Origin of the sequence: Flagellimonas cixiensis (genome assembly GCF_042134615.1) — a bacterium.
GTDB lineage: Bacteria > Bacteroidota > Bacteroidia > Flavobacteriales > Flavobacteriaceae > Flagellimonas > Flagellimonas cixiensis.
In genome coordinates this window covers 155,837-172,813 of record NZ_CP169639.1, presented here as the reverse complement: position 1 = coordinate 172,813, position 16,977 = coordinate 155,837, and the positions used below count along the sequence as shown (strand labels likewise).

General features: G+C 39.0%; 19 protein-coding genes. 12 read left to right on the top strand and 7 right to left on the bottom strand.

Annotated elements, in window-relative coordinates; all coding sequences use genetic code 11:
• Window positions 1-24 precede the first annotated feature (24 nt).
• Complete coding sequence (locus tag ABT310_RS00780; protein ID WP_375324868.1) at window positions 25-444, bottom strand: DUF2141 domain-containing protein; 420 nt, start codon at window positions 442-444, stop codon at window positions 25-27.
• A 212-nt stretch (window positions 445-656) separates the two neighbouring features.
• Between ABT310_RS00780 and ABT310_RS00775 the strand changes: the two genes are divergently transcribed.
• A complete protein-coding gene (locus ABT310_RS00775) occupies window positions 657-2,819 on the top strand; it encodes a TonB-dependent receptor domain-containing protein (RefSeq protein ID WP_375324867.1) in 2,163 nt (720 codons plus the stop codon).
• 1 nt (window position 2,820) lies between these two features.
• Here ABT310_RS00775 and ABT310_RS00770 read toward each other — a convergent pair whose 3' ends face one another.
• On the bottom strand, window positions 2,821-3,243 hold the full coding sequence (locus ABT310_RS00770) for a DoxX family protein (protein WP_375324866.1): 423 nt from the start codon (window positions 3,241-3,243) through the stop codon (window positions 2,821-2,823).
• 100 nt (window positions 3,244-3,343) lie between these two features.
• Window positions 3,344-3,820, bottom strand: a complete 477-nt coding sequence (locus ABT310_RS00765) for a GNAT family N-acetyltransferase (protein ID WP_375324865.1) — start codon at window positions 3,818-3,820, stop codon at window positions 3,344-3,346.
• 272 nt (window positions 3,821-4,092) lie between these two features.
• Between ABT310_RS00765 and ABT310_RS00760 the strand changes: the two genes are divergently transcribed.
• The gene (locus tag ABT310_RS00760; protein WP_375324864.1) at window positions 4,093-5,886 is read left to right on the top strand and encodes a type IX secretion system membrane protein PorP/SprF; all 1,794 of its coding nucleotides are present in this window, start codon (window positions 4,093-4,095) and stop codon (window positions 5,884-5,886) included.
• Window positions 5,887-5,895: 9 nt separating this feature from the next.
• Here the strand turns inward: ABT310_RS00760 and ABT310_RS00755 are convergent, their stop codons facing one another.
• From ABT310_RS00755 to ABT310_RS00745, 3 genes are all read right to left on the bottom strand, one after another.
• Window positions 5,896-6,501: an FMN-binding negative transcriptional regulator gene (locus tag ABT310_RS00755; RefSeq protein ID WP_375324863.1), complete on the bottom strand. Its 606-nt coding sequence runs from the start codon at window positions 6,499-6,501 to the stop codon at window positions 5,896-5,898.
• A 127-nt stretch (window positions 6,502-6,628) separates the two neighbouring features.
• The gene (locus tag ABT310_RS00750; RefSeq protein WP_375324862.1) at window positions 6,629-7,387 is read right to left on the bottom strand and encodes a hypothetical protein; all 759 of its coding nucleotides are present in this window, start codon (window positions 7,385-7,387) and stop codon (window positions 6,629-6,631) included.
• 31 nt (window positions 7,388-7,418) lie between these two features.
• Window positions 7,419-7,934 carry a nuclear transport factor 2 family protein gene (locus ABT310_RS00745; RefSeq protein WP_375324861.1) on the bottom strand — a complete coding sequence of 172 codons (516 nt, stop codon included), beginning with the start codon at window positions 7,932-7,934 and terminating at the stop codon, window positions 7,419-7,421.
• 541 nt (window positions 7,935-8,475) lie between these two features.
• Here ABT310_RS00745 and ABT310_RS00740 point away from each other — a divergent pair.
• The 7 genes from ABT310_RS00740 (at window position 8,476) to ABT310_RS00710 (ending at window position 12,717) form a co-directional block, all read left to right on the top strand.
• On the top strand, window positions 8,476-9,096 hold the full coding sequence (locus tag ABT310_RS00740; RefSeq protein WP_375324860.1) for a tetratricopeptide repeat protein: 621 nt from the start codon (window positions 8,476-8,478) through the stop codon (window positions 9,094-9,096).
• 6 nt (window positions 9,097-9,102) lie between these two features.
• A complete protein-coding gene (locus ABT310_RS00735) occupies window positions 9,103-10,431 on the top strand; it encodes a 2TM domain-containing protein (protein ID WP_375324859.1) in 1,329 nt (442 codons plus the stop codon).
• A gap of 241 nt (window positions 10,432-10,672) precedes the next feature.
• Complete coding sequence (locus ABT310_RS00730) at window positions 10,673-10,951, top strand: 2TM domain-containing protein (RefSeq protein WP_375324858.1); 279 nt, start codon at window positions 10,673-10,675, stop codon at window positions 10,949-10,951.
• 44 nt (window positions 10,952-10,995) lie between these two features.
• On the top strand, window positions 10,996-11,298 hold the full coding sequence (locus ABT310_RS00725) for a 2TM domain-containing protein (protein ID WP_375324857.1): 303 nt from the start codon (window positions 10,996-10,998) through the stop codon (window positions 11,296-11,298).
• Window positions 11,299-11,300: 2 nt separating this feature from the next.
• Window positions 11,301-11,606: a 2TM domain-containing protein gene (locus ABT310_RS00720; RefSeq protein WP_375324856.1), complete on the top strand. Its 306-nt coding sequence runs from the start codon at window positions 11,301-11,303 to the stop codon at window positions 11,604-11,606.
• Between the two features lies 1 nt (window position 11,607).
• Window positions 11,608-11,931: a 2TM domain-containing protein gene (locus ABT310_RS00715; protein ID WP_375324855.1), complete on the top strand. Its 324-nt coding sequence runs from the start codon at window positions 11,608-11,610 to the stop codon at window positions 11,929-11,931.
• Window positions 11,932-11,961: 30 nt separating this feature from the next.
• Window positions 11,962-12,717, top strand: coding sequence for a LytR/AlgR family response regulator transcription factor (locus ABT310_RS00710; protein ID WP_375324854.1), 756 nt, complete (start codon window positions 11,962-11,964; stop codon window positions 12,715-12,717).
• Window positions 12,718-12,807: 90 nt separating this feature from the next.
• Here the strand turns inward: ABT310_RS00710 and ABT310_RS00705 are convergent, their stop codons facing one another.
• A complete protein-coding gene (locus ABT310_RS00705) occupies window positions 12,808-13,998 on the bottom strand; it encodes an LETM1-related biofilm-associated protein (protein WP_375324853.1) in 1,191 nt (396 codons plus the stop codon).
• A 167-nt stretch (window positions 13,999-14,165) separates the two neighbouring features.
• Between ABT310_RS00705 and ABT310_RS00700 the strand changes: the two genes are divergently transcribed.
• The 3 genes from ABT310_RS00700 (at window position 14,166) to ABT310_RS00690 (ending at window position 16,962) form a co-directional block, all read left to right on the top strand.
• Window positions 14,166-14,858, top strand: a complete 693-nt coding sequence (locus tag ABT310_RS00700; RefSeq protein WP_375324852.1) for a DUF4331 family protein — start codon at window positions 14,166-14,168, stop codon at window positions 14,856-14,858.
• 20 nt (window positions 14,859-14,878) lie between these two features.
• Complete coding sequence (locus ABT310_RS00695; RefSeq protein ID WP_375324851.1) at window positions 14,879-15,607, top strand: DUF4331 family protein; 729 nt, start codon at window positions 14,879-14,881, stop codon at window positions 15,605-15,607.
• A gap of 65 nt (window positions 15,608-15,672) precedes the next feature.
• Window positions 15,673-16,962, top strand: a complete 1,290-nt coding sequence (locus ABT310_RS00690) for a hypothetical protein (protein WP_375324850.1) — start codon at window positions 15,673-15,675, stop codon at window positions 16,960-16,962.
• Window positions 16,963-16,977: the final 15 nt, after the last annotated feature.

Sequence of the window (16,977 nt, the reverse complement as noted above, 5' to 3'; positions counted from 1 at the left end):
TTTTTACTGATTTTTTGAATAGATTTAGAAACGAATGTTCAATTCTAGGTCTTCGTTACCCACTTCAAATTTGGCGCTCCCAAAGTTTGGTGGGCCCAAAGACATATCGTTGCCGGACATTCCGTAGCTTTCCTTTGGCATTCCGTTCGATTGATAATCCATTCGGTTGTTACTATTTTCATCGTGCAGGGTTAAAATGGCATAAGAACCAGGGGCTACATTGGTAAAGGTCAAAACTACTTTGCCATTTTCAATAGTGCTTTCCAAGTTTTGAACTCCAGGACCTGCCATAAAGGTTTCTTGAGTGTGCAATCCTGCCAGAACTTTTCCTTCGTTACTGTTAATGTTGTCAATGGTCACCTTAATGTTGACTCCAGAGGATTCTTGAGCCATCGATATTAGGCTCACAAAGAATAAACTTAATGCTAGTGTTACAGTTTTCATACTTGCTGTTTTGATGTTTTTGATGCTTCAAATGTCTGAAGGTGCGATTGTTTTTAAAACTTTAATGCACTGAAGTGTCAAATTTTTGGAGTGAATCGTAAAGCGATAAAACCTGTTTCAATTCAGGATAAAAAAATTACAGTTGGGTAGTTCCTTTTGGCTTGGCTGCGATTGTTGGGGCAATTTTGAACCATCAATCAAAACAAACAGTCATGAAAAACGTATTTACATGCTTCTTTTTAATTATTGGGTCGGGATTTTTATTTGCCCAACAAACCATAACAGGAACAGTTACCGATGCCAAGAACAATCCCATTGAAGGTGCCAATATTTATTTGGAGGGCACATATGATGGTGCCTCATCTGATAGTAAGGGGCATTTTACTTTTGAGACGGAAGAGTCGGGGACCCAAACGCTTATAGTTTCGATGTTGTCTTATGATCCGCATTACGAAATGGGTGAGGTTTCTTATTTCAAAGATTTAAAAATTAAATTAACAGAAGCCATCAACTCACTTTCGGGGGTTACCTTAACCGCAGGAACTTTTGAAGCCGGGGACAACTCCAAGGTTTCGGTGTTAAAACCGTTGGATATCGTAACCACTGCTGGTGCAACTGGTGATTTTGTGGCCGCCTTGCAAACCTTGCCAGGGACTTCTACGGTTAATGAAGATGGGCGTTTGTTTGTTAGAGGGGGTACTGCGGAAGAGACCCAAGTGTTTATCGATGGACTTCGCGTGTTTCAACCCTTTAATGCCACGGCCAACAATATGCCCACCCGGGGACGGTTTTCTCCTTTCCTTTTTAAAGGGATTTCGTTCAGTACGGGAGGCTATTCTGCCGAATATGGGCAAGCTTTGTCCAGTGTTTTATTGTTGAACACCATAGATGAGCCCGATCAAGAGAAAACGGAAATTTCTGTTATGTCTGTAGGTGGAGGTTTGGGGCATACGGAGATTTGGGGCAACCAATCTCTGAGCATCAACACTGCTTATTTGAATTTGGCGCCCTACGAAGCTTTGCTTCCAAGCACCCAAGGTGTGCGCTGGAACAGCCCTTACGAATCCATTTCAGGGGAGGCGGTTTTTAGAAGTATAGGCGATAAAAGTATGTTGAAGTTGTACACTGGATTTAACCATTCCAATTTAGATATCGAACAAGAGGACATTAATTATGAAGATTTTGTTCGCTTTCAATTGAAAAACAATAACCTGTATTTTAATGCATCCTATAAATACTATTTGGCAAACGATTGGAGCCTTACTTCGGGTGCATCCATTGCTTGGGATACCAATGCTATCCGTATTGAATCTGATAAAGTGGATGCAAAGGAAACAGCTTCGCACCTAAAACTGAAAGCTAGAAAAAACTATAGCAGTCGATTCGATTTAAGTTTTGGAGCGGAATATTTTAATACGGACTACGATGAAACGTATACCGACATTGAATCCAATGATTTTGAGAGTGGGTATTCAGAGGGGCTTGCGGCCGTATTTGCCGAGTCGGACATCTTCTTGAGCAATCGGTTTGCCCTAAAATTGGGGGTAAGGGGAGAACATAACAACTTGATGGAAGCCTTTAAGGTTTCACCAAGGGTTTCATTGGCCTACAAACCAAAAGAAAATGGGCAGTTTTCATTTGCCTACGGAGATTTTTACCAAAGACCCATTGGACAAGTGGTGAAGTTTGACAAAGACCTTCAAATGGAAAAAGCGAGCCATTACATTCTCAATTATCAACACATCAACAATGGCAGAACCTTTAGGGCCGAGGCTTATTTTAAAGATTATGACCAATTGGTAAAGTTTGATACCGAGCAACCTCAGTTCAACTCCGTGTACAGCAATTCGGGGGATGGGTATGCCAAAGGTTTGGATGTGTTTTGGAGAGATAACAAGAGCATCAACAATTTGGATTATTGGGTTTCTTATTCCTATTTAGATACGAAAAGGGACTATCGCAACTTTAGCGTGAGTGCGACGCCAAATTTTGCAGCACAGCATAATTTATCCGTGGTCACTAAATATTGGGTGGAGCAACTACGGTCTCAAATCGGATTTTCCTATTCTTATGGTTCGGGAAGACCTTACGATAATCCAAATACGGCCGAATTTATGGCAGAGAAAACGAAATCATACAACAATTTAAGTTTCAATTGGGCTTATTTAATCGACCAACAGAAAATTCTTTACTTCTCGGTAAACAATTTGTTGAGCATAAATAATGTCAGTAATTACCAATACTCGGACACCCCCAATATGGATGGGGTTTTTGATAGAAGGGCAATTACACCTCCTGCGGATAGCTTTTTCTTTGTTGGCTTTTTCTGGACAATCAGTACCGATAAAAAGAGCAATCAATTGGATAACCTCTAATTTACTGTTGCATTTTAAGGTAATAATCCACCGAATGCTTTCCAGAGCCATACACTACAAAAAACAAACACAACAAAAGAATGAATACGGCCACAACCAAGTTGGTCGTGTTCATGGTTCCCAAGAAATTAGTGAGGACCGCGCCAAATAAAATAGGGAGCTGCGCAATTGCGGACCAACGGGTCAATAATCCAACAACAATCAAAACACCACCCACAAAATGCGCTGGAGCTATATAATGCAGAATGATCATACCACCGGGCAGATCCTGGAATGGACGGGCCAATTCGGCCATTTGTTGGTAATTGGACATCACTTCTATCCCTTTGATGAACAAAAAAGTTCCAAGGGCAACACGAATCAAATCAATAAATAAATAGGTGTGGGCATTGGCCCATTTGTTTAGTTTTTTTACCGATTCCATTATAAATATCTTTAAGATTCACACTTTAAGATACTCATTTTTAATCAGATAAAATATTTTTGCCAGGTTAAAGTTGGATTCCGAAGCTCAAAAATGTGGGCTATTCGGCTACTAATAGCTCCATTTTAATATCACTTCGGGCGTAGGGTGATGGAATCCCATAAACCTCTTGAAAGCCTAATTTTTTATATAGTGAAATGGCAGGAGCCAAAACCCTGTTACTTTCCAAGAAAATAGCTTTGGCACCCATTTCCCATGCTTTTTCAATAATATGTTGGCCCAATAGTTTGCCTATACCCATACCTTGAACTTTGGGTGAAACGCCCATTTTTACCAATTCAAGGTCATAACCTTCATAAGCGCAAGGAACTAGGGCGCAGACACCAACCGGTTCTTGGTTCAATAGGGCAACCGCAATGTAACCGCCCTTGTCCAAAATATATTTGTTGGGATGATCCAAAGATTTATAATCCATTTCTTCCATCACAAAATATTTGGTGATCCACTCTTCGTTAAGGGCTTTAAAAGCAGTGGCGTACCTATCGGAGTAAGGTACAATGGCTATTTTTTGGCTCATAATTCAAAAAAAGGTTCTTTAAAGCTCAAAATTAGCACCTTATCAATAATAAATTTATGAACTGAGAACTATTTTTTATCAATTGAAACCCCATATCTATCAACTGCACTAGCAGTTCAACGAATAAATTCGCGGATTACCGATAAAATATTTAATATTACCATTGATTTAGTCCTAAAACTCTTACAAGTCCCAAATCTTGCTAATGAGACCAAATAACCAAATACCATCTGGCATTGCCAGAAGTTTAAACCTACAAATCCCATTCGGCTATGGCGATAAAACTACCCCCACTTTTATTTTTATCCCCCCATTTCCCATTTAGGCACTTCTTTTTTGCCTTTTTTGCCGTAATTCTGCTGAGCAATTCTTTACAAGCACAGGAGAACAATCCCTATGTGAGTTACGATGTCCCATTCCAAAACTTGTTGAAATTCAATAGGTTTTTGGTCAATCCCACTTTTTCCACTGTAAGAGAAGATAAATCCTATATCAACTTGTTCCATCGTAGCCAAAGTGCCGACTTTGAAAATAATGCCCAAAATTATTTTTTAAGCTATAGCGGACGAATTAATGAAATGGTTGGAATTGGGTTTAGTCTGTACAACCAACAAGATGGCGTTATCTCCAACTTGGGGGTAATGGCCAATTATTCCCATGGAATCCAATTGGGAAAAGAAAGTAGTCTGACCTTTGGTGTCAATATTCCTTATTATGTGAGTAACTATGACGCCAATAGAGGTACACCTCTTCAAACAGATGACCCACTTTTGAGCGATGCCCCCGAAAGCTCCATTATTTCGTTTCAACCTGGAATCAATTTAAGTGTTGGAAATTTTGATGTTGGTGTTTTTGCGCAAAATTTAGTGGATTACAATATTAAATCTGGGAAGTCCCTGACCACTCTAGATCAAAAAACCTTTTCTGGACATTTGCAGTACACCCATACCTTGGAAAATGGAAGGGGCATTTTTGAAGATGGTAGAATAATGCCATTGGCACGAACTCGATTTAGTGGAACAGAGGATCCCATTTTTGGTGGAGGAGTTATTTTGGACCTGCCAAAGTTAGGTTGGGTTCAAGGAGGGTACGACCAGTTTTATGGAGTTTCGGCCGGCACGGGTTTTAATTTGAACAGAAGACTTTCTTTTGGATACAATTTTGAGAAAAACATTAGCAACAGTATTGCCAATTTGGGAGTTACTCATGAGATTTCCATTTCGTATTCCTTCGTTCCAAACATGTCAAAAAACATTTATGTTGACAATGATGGAGATGATAAATTAAAGCAAAAAGATGAAACCGCAGTGGCATCCGTAGATAATGAACCTGAAAAAACGAAGCAAAACGGGGATAAGGATGCTGAAAATGCAGCTTCATCAACAACCAATGAAGGTGACATAGCCTATTTGGAAGCACGTATTTCACAATTACAGCAGGAGCAAGAAGATAGTTATGCTGTTATTGACGAGTTGCTATTTAAAATGGACTCCATGGAGCAAAATAGGGAGCAAGACATGGAAAAACGCTTTGAAATGGTGATGCGTTTGGTGCAAAGATACAATGGAGATCAAATTCCGGATATCGAGGACAATGCAAAACAACTTTATGCCGCAGATAGCAAAGACTTGGATTCTGTTTACAACGCGGTGGATTTAAAATATAGCATAGCCGAGCAGCTAAATTCGAAAACCGCCCCCAAACAACGAGAAGCGATAAGAAAAAGCACCTATCGTGGTGGGGCCTATAAGCCCATTGAGAAATTTATCAGTTTAGATGGCGTTGGTAAGGGACATTACTTAGTTGCCAATGTGTTTAAAAATGAGGTAAATCTTAAAAACTTTATGGAGGATTTAAAAAGTAAAGGCCTGCAGGCCCAATACTTTAAAAATCCTAAGAACGGATTAAATTATGTGTATTTGGCCAAGTATGAACAAAATGAGGAAGCTTATGCCGCCTATGAATCCCAATTGAAAGGTAAGTATAACGAAGACCTATGGATCATGCATGTGGAAAATCCCAAATATTCCAATTGGGCAGATACTATTTTTCAGGATATAGAATAAAGAGTACCCTTAGCGATACTTCATTGCTTGGGCAATGGCTATGCTGCCGGCATCCTTCTGTTCTTGAAGCTCCGAAATAATTTTTGAATGATCTTCCTTTCGGGTCTGTGAAAGTTTATAGGTTGCCTGTATATCCGAAATTTGAATGGAAAAGCCCACGACACCCTTTACTTGGCGCAAAGTTTTTGGCGACATTTCACCCAAGGAAATCGGATTTTTTGAAGCCTTCTCATATTTATCCACTAAACGATACATGGATTGCAAGGTTTCAGCTTCACTAAGCACCTTTAATTTACCATATACGTGTACTGCAATGTAATTCCAAGTGGGTACTTCCTCCTCTTTATACCAAGATGAAGAAACATAGGAATGAGGCCCGTTAAATATACAAAGTACCTCTGCGTTTTCGGTAAAGTTTTTCCATTGCGGATTGGCTTTGGCCATATGGCCCACCAAAACATCATTGCCGTCGACATCTTGCTCCAATTCCAAGGGAATATGCGTGCCCCATGGTTTTTGGTCCACAATATTAATTAGAATTCCAAAGCTATTGTGTTGTATAAAAACCTTGACTTCCTCAAGGTTTTCATTTTTGTAATGGTTGGGAATGTACATAGCGTAGTGGGTAAACTTTTTGAAGGTTTAAAGATATTAATTAAGATGTCAAGGAAATGAAAAATCATTAAAGTGAAACAACAAAGGCCCAAAAAGGGCCTTTTCCAATTATCTAAGTTGTATAACTTTAATTTGGCGCCTGCACTTTACCATCAGCACCACTAAGGTCTTTTCGGAAAACCCAAATTTCTTCCATATCCCAAACCGTAGATTTTTCATAATCTTTTAAAAATTGGGCAAAGCTCCCAGCACCGTGCACTTCTTCGTACCATTCAGGAAATTTATCCTCCCGGTCCATCCAGGAAGTATCATCGAAAAAATCGACCCAAACAAAATCCCCTTCACCTGTATTAGCCAATTCATTAAAGTAAACTCCCCATTGCTGGTTGGGGTCCTTGGTCTTGAACACTTTATAAACGTTATCCAATACGGCTAAGAATTCTTGGTACTTAAAGCGCTCAATGTCCAAAATAAAAAGAGATAGGTTCTTTAATTCAAAATCCCGGTTAAAGTTAGAGTGCAAAGGATTGTTTTTCCAATAAGTAAACTGCATATCGGGCATGGCATTGGCCGCAACATTGCTGTTCCAATCTTTGGTGTGATCTTCGGAATAATTGTTCGATTCTTCCATGGCGGTCCAAGAAGTAGGACCGAGGCTCCATATATACTTTCCGGAGTTTTTTCCGTTGGCCACCCAAAAAACACTTACCTGCTGATTGCCTTGGGTGTGGTATTTTTTGTTGTGCGCAGCCACACCAGCTTCAAAAGCTTCTATTTTTTCTGGGTGGGGGGTCATCATCACATTCAAGAACATAGGAGGTTGTTGGTTTTCCTGTGCATGTAATATGAATGGGATCAATACGAATGTAAAAAGTATTCTTTTCATTGTTTTTAATTTTTATCTGTTCTGTTTTTGGTTAGGGTTCCATTGTTTCTTCCTGCATATTGGCCTCAGCCTCCATTTTTTGAAGGGCCAATACTATTTCGGTAGGGTCCCAATACCCATATTCTCTCACAATTTTCCCATCTATAAATTGAAAGGTCAAGTGCACGGGTATTTCCACGGCTTGTTCGTTGGCTGCTAGGGTTGCTTGCCAATTTAGCCAGCAGTTTACCCATCTTTCACCATCGTCGGTAATTACCATTTCGTATTCCTGTTGGTCGGTTTGAAAACCACGATTGGTATAGTTGATATCCGATGTTCTATGATATTCCATAGCTTCCGAAGGTGACATTGGATTTTTGGTGGTGTTGTAATACGTTTTGGATGTGTCGGCATACATAGCTGTATCAAAAAGTTTACTGTTGTAATTGGCAATCAGGTTTTTTACTGTGTCAATTTCGGGGGAATCCTGAGAATACCTTACCGGACCGTTTTGGCAGCCACCGATTACAAGTGCTGCGATAGTGCAGAGTAGAATGATTTTTTTCATTGTCTTCATTTATGTTGATTATATATTTGGTTGCCCATACCTATATTTAGGTGCGGTTATGGTTTTTGAAAATGAATTAGCCGGGGCAATAGTCAAAGCACTTTTTCATAGGATCTGCATGAAAAAATATTGACTTGGAAATTTGGGAGTACAACTTGCTATTTAATCCTAAATAAAAGAGTTTTAGGCGCAAGTAAGGGTCTATCTTTATAAAGAAAGTGGTCGAATTTTATGGGGTGTGATTGTTAATGGTTCGACTCTATTAAATATACTAAAAAACTGTCAATGAGATACTTAAAATCGTGTTTTAATTGCGATTCTGTAAGAATTTAAAGTAGGTTCCATCTTCTTTTCCTACAGTTTTAGGGTGAATAAAGCTTATTTATGAGTTTTAACAGCCAATTTTACGGCCCATCCCTCAAATCCAACAGTTCAGTAACGCTTCTTTTTTAATCCTAGTTGTTCGTTTCATATTTGTTTCATCAATAATCAATGCTGGTTACTCAACATCTTTTGGGTCCGGCCAATAAAAACGACAGTCATGAAAAAACTTTTTGTACTACTTATGTGTTTGGGAACAACAGCTATGTTTGCCCAAGACCGTTACAGCAAGGGAATGGAAAAGGCCTTTCAATTATGGGAACAACAAAATTTTGTGGATGCATCCAATTTATTTGAGCGCATTGCCACCGCAGAACCCGATAATTGGTTGCCTTATTATTATGTTTCCCAAATAAACACTGTGATTTCCTTTGGAGAAAAAGATGAGGAGAAACTGAGCAAACAATTGACAAAGGCCAAAGAGTTTATCGATGTTGCCCATGCCATATCGCCCAATAATCCCGAAATCTTGATTCAAGAAGCATTGATCAATACGGCCTGGATTGCATTTGACGGTGCCACTTATGGGATGTCGATGTCTATGAAAAACACTCAATTGTACCAAAAAGCCATAGAATTGGCCCCAGATAATCCCAGAGTGATATTTTCCAAAGCTGAATGGGATATGGGTTCGGCCAGATACTTTGGAAAAGACACTGCACCCTATTGTAAAGACGTGGAAAAGGCCTTGGAACTTTTTGCTACCTTTAAATCCGAAACTCCTTTTTATCCCAGTTGGGGAAAAGAACGTGCCGAGCAAGTGTTGGCCAGCTGTAAATAAGTCTGCATGAAAACATTTTTTAGAGAACTTATAAAAGCATTTTTAGTGGGGATCGCTATTTATTTAGTGTTCCTCATTATTTTCTATGTTAAGGGATTTGAGCTCACGGTACAGCAATTGTGGACAGAGTTTTGGGAAAGTATGGTCTATTCCGTAACTATCTATCTCTGCAATGCCGTCATTTTTATTGTATTGATGGGCAAATACCAGAAACAGCTTTTTACCAGAAAATATTTGCTCTATGGCATTTTAGGAAACATTGTAGCCTCTTTAATTGGGATTTTTATTGCACGCATTATTTCAGAGGTTCTTTTGAACAAAGTTCCCATAAGCACCTTTTTTATAAATGAAAGCCCGCAGTATTACATCAGTGCCTTTCTTATTTCGATGGCGGTCACCATACTATTTTATGCCGGTTATTATTATAAATATTACAAGGAGAAACAGGTTAAGGAGCAAAAAATCATTGCAGGTTCAGCTTCCGCTCGATTCGATGCCTTAAAAAATCAGCTTGACCCCCATTTTTTGTTCAATAGTCTTAATGTGCTTACCAGTTTAATTGATGAAGACCCGCATCAAGCTCAAAATTTTACTACTTCACTATCTAAGGTGTACCGGTATGTTTTGGAGCAAAAGAACAAGGATTTGGTTACAGTGGATGAAGAACTAAAGTTCGCTCGAACCTATGTGCGCTTGCTTAAAATGCGATTTGAGGACAGTATAATATTTGAAATCCCTGAAAACAGCACACAGCCTGAAGCTAAAATAGTACCGCTCTCGCTTCAATTGCTGCTTGAAAATGCGGTAAAGCACAATGTGGTAACATCGTCCAGACCCTTACATATTAAAGTATATGAAGAAGGGGGCAACTTGGTAGTGAGCAACAACCTTCAAGAAAAACAAGTGGTAAAAAAGAGTAGTGGGGTGGGTTTGCAGAATATTAAGCAACGCTATCAAATTTTAACGGACCGTGAAGTGGTCATCAACAAAACAACTACTGATTTCAGTGTTACTTTGCCTATGCTTACCCAGCAATACTCCGTTGTGGAAACCCAGGAAACCCATATTGAGGAAAAAAGATATGTAAAGGCCAAAGAAAGGGTAAAAAGCATTAAGGATTTTTATGGCAATTTAATGGCATACTGCATTGTCATCCCATTTTTATGGTGGCTCAACTTTAGGACCACTGATTTTCTATGGGCCTTTTTTCCAACATTGGGTTGGGGATTTGGACTGATGGCACATGGAATGGAAGCCTTTGGCTATAATCCATTGTGGGGAAAACGTTGGGAAGAACGCAAAATCCGTGAGCTTATGGAAAAGGATGATTTTTGATTATTTATACATCTGACATCAATAATCAGGTGTGATTAATTTCCACTTTCCACTTTCCACTTTCCGCTTTCCACTTTCCGCTTTCCACTTTTCACTTTTCACTCTTCACCCCTCACCCTTCACCCTTCACCCTCAATCCAACAACTCATCCATCAAAATCAACAATTCACGAATCTACTTTTCCTTCCTTGCGAGCATATTTAGACATTTGGATTATAATTAAAATCTAAAACGAACAGTCATGGATAATTCAATCAACAATCGTTACGCAAAAGCAAAGAAAAGGGTAGAGTGCATCAAATCCTTTTATATGAATCTCACTGCATACGTGCTCGTAATTTCACTATTGGCTTACCTTAATTACCGGACCACAAGCTTTGCATGGGTAGTGTTTCCTGCTTTGGGGTGGGGAATGGGACTGATAGGACATTGGATGTCTGCTTTTGGAAACAATCCATTTTTTGGAAAGGAATGGGAGGAACGCAAAATCGAGGAATTAATGAACAATAAAGAATTTTAATAATGAGTATTTTTAACTACCCCACGCAACCAATACCGAGCAACATGGAAAATTTGGATAAAGAAAGCAAGTATCTCAGGGCAAAGGAAAGAGTTGATGAGCTTAAAAAATTCTACGGCAATTTAACTTCCTACGTCTTGGTGATTTCAGTATTGGCCTTCATCAATTATTACACGAACCAATTTGAATATATGTGGTTTTTATGGGCCGCGTTTGGCTGGGGCATCGGGTTGTTTTTTCACGCGTTGCGCACCTTCGACCTTAACCCGTTTTTTGGAAAACAATGGGAAAAGCGTAAAATCAAGGAGTTTATGGATGAGGATGGGAACAACAATAAATGGAAATAATCATGGAAGAGTCAAAAAGCACCAAATATCAGAGAGCCAAAAAGCGTGTAGAAGAAATCAAAGGGTTTTACATACACGCGGCCGTTTATACCGTAATTAATGCCTTTATTTTGCTCAACATTTATCTGCAAACCGATTATTTTTGGAAATGGCCCCACTTTATCACCTTATTTGCTTGGGGAATAGGTTTGTTTTTTCATGGGTCCAAAGTATTCGGTTTCAATCCGTTTTTAAGCAAGGATTGGGAGGAAAAGCAAATCCAAAAGTTTATGGAGGAGGATAAAGAAGAAATGAAAAAGTATAAATAACATGAGCTCTCAAAACACTAACCTAGAAGCTGCCAAAAAGCGCGTTAAAGAACTCAAGGGATATTATAGACACATTTTGATATTTGTACTAGTGAATGGCCTTTTATTGCTTTTAAAGAGCGGAATACTATTCAAAGTGATGCCAGAGTGGTTTCCAACCGAATCGTACTATTATGATTGGATCAATGGGAATATTTTAATTTGGGTCATGATTCTTGTGCTTCACACCTTGCTTTTATTTCGACATAAATTTCCATTTTTGAAGAAATGGGAGGAGCGACAAATTCAAAAATATATGCAAGAGGATGAAGAAAAATGGAACTGATAATCAATCTAAGCAATTAACTTAAAATCTATGAACGTACTCATCATTGAAGATGAAAAACCGGCCGCCAGAAGGTTGGGAAGATTGTTGTCCGAACAAGAAATTGAAGTGTCAAAAATGTTGCATTCGGTAGAGGAGTCTATCGAGTGGTTTCGGAATAATCCTCACCCTGATCTTATCTTTTTGGACATCCAATTATCGGATGGACTTTCGTTCGAAATTTTTGATGCCGTTGAGGTAAAAAGTGCCATCATTTTTACTACGGCTTACGACGAATATGCCCTCCAGGCATTTAAGTTAAACAGCATCGATTATTTGTTAAAACCAATCGATGAGGAAGAGCTGGAAAGTGCAGTAAAGAAGTATCAAAATTTTAAGCCTGAAAATCGAAAAATACCTGTTGATTTTAACGACATAAAAAACCTCTTGGTAAACCCTTTGGAGCGGGAGTATAAAAAACGATTCACGGCCAAAGTAGGGCAGCACATTAAAATTATAAACGCGGACGAGGTAGAATGTTTTTATAGTGAGAACAAAGGGACCTATGCAGCAACTTCGGATGGAAGAAATTATTTGTTGGAAACTACATTGGAACAGTTGGAAGAGGAACTTTCTCCACAAACATTTTTTAGGGTGAGTCGCAAGTTTTATGTGAACATCAATCATATAGCGGACATCATTTCATACACCAATTCAAGGCTTCAAATCAAATTGGGGCACTTTAAGGAGCATGATGTAATTGTAAGTAGGGAGCGCGTTAAAGACTTTAAGTTGTGGTTGGAATAAATGTATTTAATATTCTGAATATCAATAATTAAATTATATAATAAAAGCTATTATAAATTTTATTTATAGTGGCTTTTTTAGGTGAAAATGCTACTTTTCATCAATCCGATTGTCGTCAAAAGCCGAAGGAAGCAATTTGGGAATCAGTTTGATAAAAATAGGCAATAACACGGCGCCGCCTGGCAACATAAAAATAGCTAAAGAAGGAATGCTTTTAAAAATATCAAGCAATTGGTTCTGTACTTTTTTACGTTCTTCAACACTCAAATCCTTAACAGTCGATTTGGATAAAAGCGCTACCAATTCCCTACTTTCTGCCAGTTCTTTTTTAAGTCTTTTACTATTTCTGAGGATGAGTTTGCTCACATTTTTGGACATTCCATCGTAGAATTGGACCGCCAAATTTTTGTTGTTCAAGTAGGCAATTTTCTCCTTGTTTTCCTCGAAGAAATCCTTCACAAAATCCAGCTCAAATTCTACCTCTTTTTTGGTCTTTCCAAGACTGTTTCCAAGACTAAAAATATAGTCCATTTCGGAGTAGTCCAAAGCCTTGTCCTCCCATAAAGTCAAACAGGCCATATCCAAAAAATATTGGCGTTCAAATGCGGTGAAATTTTCGTTTAAAAGCTCCGTGTAATTTCCATCCAAATTGGTCAAATCAACATCAACATAAGTTAAGGAAGAAGCCAAAAGTTGAATGAGTTTTGCATCCGTTTCGTGGGTCTCTTTTGCATTGAGTGCATGGTATACAATATTGATCGTAACATACTCCAAAAGTTGGGCATGCGACATCATGTTTTTGTTGTCCCTCAAGTAGATCATAAAGATGAGAACGTCCACATAAAGGAGTGAATTTGTCAGACTATTTCCAAAGGCCCTACTAAAAGTATTGTCACTTAAATAGATCCTGGAGTCTATCAACTTTTCAAGTTGGGATTCAGTTTTGGACCCACTTAAAATTTTGCTCAAAAACGTAATTCTACTCACCTCCAAAGATTGATAATAGGCAAAAACAGTATTTACAAATGCTTTGAAATCGGTTTTACCTGTCTCAAAAGTATAGGTGTAATAGAGTGCGGTAAGCAGGTTGATTTTAGCAATTTCATCTTCACTTAAGGTAATGTCAACCTCCAAAAATGACGGAATGTTCAAATGTACCCCATAGATAAAACCACTCTTTTTAAGTTGCTTGTACAAGCTATTAAAGTCCTCAAATTTTGAAGACTCCTGCATAGCGAGATGACCAAATTTATTGATCCAACCAGAGGCGGAAGGGTTCATTCATCAAATTTAATATGCCAAAGTAAAACAAATTATACGACTTATTCCGAATGATAACCGACTTCCTACTTCAAAGAATTGTTAAGATAATTTTAACATATTAAAACCAAACCCACCTTGAAAAGGTTCCGTAGGTAGAGGTGAAGCAAACTTTAAAAACAAATAAGATGAAAAAAACAAGAAACTATTTATTAGTGGTATGTAGTTTGGCAATTGGAGCTTTGGTTTTTGTGTCCGCAGACCATATTGATGCACCTTCTTCGGCTGGAACTACTGCCGATATTGCCGATTTCTATGCATTTGAACCTACAGAAGGTTCGGACAATACCGTATTTGTGGTAGATCTACAATCCAGTGTATTGCCCGATTTGGCCTATGGAACTTTTGATGAGGATGTGCTTACCGAAATAAATATTGATTTGGACGGGGATTTGGTCGAAGACCAAGTGATTCAAGCCATTGCCAAAAATGGTAGAATGTACTTTTTTGGCCCTGTGGCCCCAGCCCAAGCAGGTTTGAGCAGTCAAGTGTACACCGAAGCAGCCTTGGGCGATGTTGAAATTTCTGGCGGTACAGCCATTGTAGAGACGACTTCTTCTGGAGTTTCCTTATTTGCGGGACCACGTCAAGACCCTTTCTTTTTCGATTTTTTCCAATTCAATGCGGTGATTTCACCAGAGTTGGATTCAGCACCAGGCGGATTTTTACCACCTGAGGAGGCAGCGGATACCTTCGATGGCGCCAATACCATGTCCATTGTAGTAGAAATTCCGAACAGTATGTTGGGAACACCGACGGCGACCAATGCTTTGGGCCTTTCGGTTTATAAGACTTGGGTGACCACAAATAGAAAACAATAAGAATTTAAAAAAACGATACAATGAAACTTAGACAATCAATATACTTTACCGCTTTGATTATAGCTTTTGCAATGACAACAAGCTGCAGCGACGACGATAACGGAACCATCTCCTATATGGATGAGGATATGATGGGCGATGATATGATGGATGATGACATGACCGTAGACTTTAGTGGAAACTATATGCAGGTAGATCATTTGGGTAGACCGGGAATCAATACCACTTTAAGTGTGGATATGGAAGGTGAGGCCAGTATAAAAGATGCTCACAATACCACTATTCCTTCTGAAATGGCAGCGACTTTTCAAGCTGGGTTTCAGTCAAGGTTGGAGCAATATCATGATGTATATGCCCTAAAATTGGGCTTGGATCCAGCAGATGTGGATTACGAAAACAATATTTTGGGATTGGATGCCGCCACCTTGACTACGGTTTTGGCAGCTGATGTCTTGGAGGTAGCCCCAGATTTGCCTACAACGTATTTTAATCCAGGAACCGATTTTGACAATGACGGCCGAATTTTGGTGCCGGATGGTGATGAAGTGGCCCTTACCGGAAGACATCCCAACGATGACATTATAGATGTTTCCTTGATACTATTCTTTGGTGGAATGGAGGGTACCCGATTTAGTGGTCAAGATTTAGATGATGACGGTATGGCCGATTTGCCAAGGCTTACTTCTGATGGCGTTGCACTTACAGCCAATATTTCTACAACGTTCCCTTACTTGGGAGCACCCGAGTAATTGCTATGAAAGGGAAGGGGGAAGGAGGCTTTCCTTCCCCTTTTTTATCTAAAAACAACAATACTATGAAAACAACAAGAACATATATACTCACTTTTTGTTTCACACTACTATTGATTTCGTGTGATACGAAAGAATCCACATTTAAAACCGATGCCCAGGATTACGAATCGTATTTAGCTTCGGGTCCGGTAAAAACAACTTCCAAATATTTTCAACTTTGGAACGGAAAAATACAGCCCGATAGCCTTCAATTGCTCAGTTTGGGCAATGTAGCCAGCGAGTACAATCGGTTTTTTAAAGCAACGGGCGATGTCAAATATTTGAAAAAAGCAGAACAATGCCTCACCAAAGCCGTTGAGATTGCATCGGTTGGTAGGTCTGGCTATTTAAGGGCTTTGGCAAGAAACTATATTTCACAGCATCGGTTTAAGGAAGCTTTGGTCTTGGCCAAAGAAGCTAGGGAGTTGGGAAGTGGACTCAACGAGACCCAAAGTTTACTTTTTGATCTGCATATGGAATTGGGGAACTATACCTTGGCCAATCAGTATTTGGATAGCATTAAAAACCTATCTGATTTTGGATACCTCATTCGTGTGGCCAAATGGAACGATCATAAAGGGGATTTGGATGCGGCCATCCAATTTATGGAGAAGGCTAAACAAAAGGCAGAATCATCCAACAATCAAAGTTTATTGCAATGGTCGTATACCAATTTGGCTGATTTTTATGGTCATGCTGGGCGTATTTCAGATTCCTATCAAATGTACCTTCAAGCTTTAAAAATTGACCCTCAAAATGCCTATGCCAAAAAAGGAATTGCATGGATAGTGTATTCCCATGAAAGAAATGGTGCGGAGTCACTCCGTATTCTAGATGCCATCATGCAAAAATACAAGGCACCCGAATATTACCTCTTAAAAGCGGAAATAGCTTCTTATTTGAATGAAAACACCACACAACTTGAGGCATTGGATACTTATTTCAAGAAAATTAATAACAATAAGAACTATGGTGCCATGTACAATGTGTACAACGTGGATTTTTATTTGAGTGCCGATGTAAAAAATAGAGCCTATCAATTGGCAAGAGAAGAGGTGAAAAATAGGCCAACACCCGAATCGTATAGTCTTTTGGCGTTCAGTCTATTGCATTTGGGACAACAGCAAAAGGCTTTGGAACTTATTGAAACTCATGTAATGGGAGTCACCTTTGAACCTGCTGTACTTCAAATAGCCGCAGAAGTTTATAAGGCCAACGGCAATTCTGAAAAAGTAGGCGAATTAAAAAAAGAATTATTGGCAGCTACCTACGAACTAGGTCCAGTTAAGGAAGCGGCCATCGCGGCACTTTAGTGCTGTAATAAAGAA

Coding starts and splice junctions, on each gene's coding strand:
- ABT310_RS00780 (WP_375324868.1), bottom strand. CDS start 444: ATGAAAACTGTAACACTAGCATTAAGTTTATTCTTTGTGAGCCTAATA.
- ABT310_RS00775 (WP_375324867.1), top strand. CDS start 657: ATGAAAAACGTATTTACATGCTTCTTTTTAATTATTGGGTCGGGATTT.
- ABT310_RS00770 (WP_375324866.1), bottom strand. CDS start 3,243: ATGGAATCGGTAAAAAAACTAAACAAATGGGCCAATGCCCACACCTAT.
- ABT310_RS00765 (WP_375324865.1), bottom strand. CDS start 3,820: ATGAGCCAAAAAATAGCCATTGTACCTTACTCCGATAGGTACGCCACT.
- ABT310_RS00760 (WP_375324864.1), top strand. CDS start 4,093: ATGGCGATAAAACTACCCCCACTTTTATTTTTATCCCCCCATTTCCCA.
- ABT310_RS00755 (WP_375324863.1), bottom strand. CDS start 6,501: ATGTACATTCCCAACCATTACAAAAATGAAAACCTTGAGGAAGTCAAG.
- ABT310_RS00750 (WP_375324862.1), bottom strand. CDS start 7,387: ATGAAAAGAATACTTTTTACATTCGTATTGATCCCATTCATATTACAT.
- ABT310_RS00745 (WP_375324861.1), bottom strand. CDS start 7,934: ATGAAAAAAATCATTCTACTCTGCACTATCGCAGCACTTGTAATCGGT.
- ABT310_RS00740 (WP_375324860.1), top strand. CDS start 8,476: ATGAAAAAACTTTTTGTACTACTTATGTGTTTGGGAACAACAGCTATG.
- ABT310_RS00735 (WP_375324859.1), top strand. CDS start 9,103: ATGAAAACATTTTTTAGAGAACTTATAAAAGCATTTTTAGTGGGGATC.
- ABT310_RS00730 (WP_375324858.1), top strand. CDS start 10,673: ATGGATAATTCAATCAACAATCGTTACGCAAAAGCAAAGAAAAGGGTA.
- ABT310_RS00725 (WP_375324857.1), top strand. CDS start 10,996: ATGGAAAATTTGGATAAAGAAAGCAAGTATCTCAGGGCAAAGGAAAGA.
- ABT310_RS00720 (WP_375324856.1), top strand. CDS start 11,301: ATGGAAGAGTCAAAAAGCACCAAATATCAGAGAGCCAAAAAGCGTGTA.
- ABT310_RS00715 (WP_375324855.1), top strand. CDS start 11,608: ATGAGCTCTCAAAACACTAACCTAGAAGCTGCCAAAAAGCGCGTTAAA.
- ABT310_RS00710 (WP_375324854.1), top strand. CDS start 11,962: ATGAACGTACTCATCATTGAAGATGAAAAACCGGCCGCCAGAAGGTTG.
- ABT310_RS00705 (WP_375324853.1), bottom strand. CDS start 13,998: ATGAACCCTTCCGCCTCTGGTTGGATCAATAAATTTGGTCATCTCGCT.
- ABT310_RS00700 (WP_375324852.1), top strand. CDS start 14,166: ATGAAAAAAACAAGAAACTATTTATTAGTGGTATGTAGTTTGGCAATT.
- ABT310_RS00695 (WP_375324851.1), top strand. CDS start 14,879: ATGAAACTTAGACAATCAATATACTTTACCGCTTTGATTATAGCTTTT.
- ABT310_RS00690 (WP_375324850.1), top strand. CDS start 15,673: ATGAAAACAACAAGAACATATATACTCACTTTTTGTTTCACACTACTA.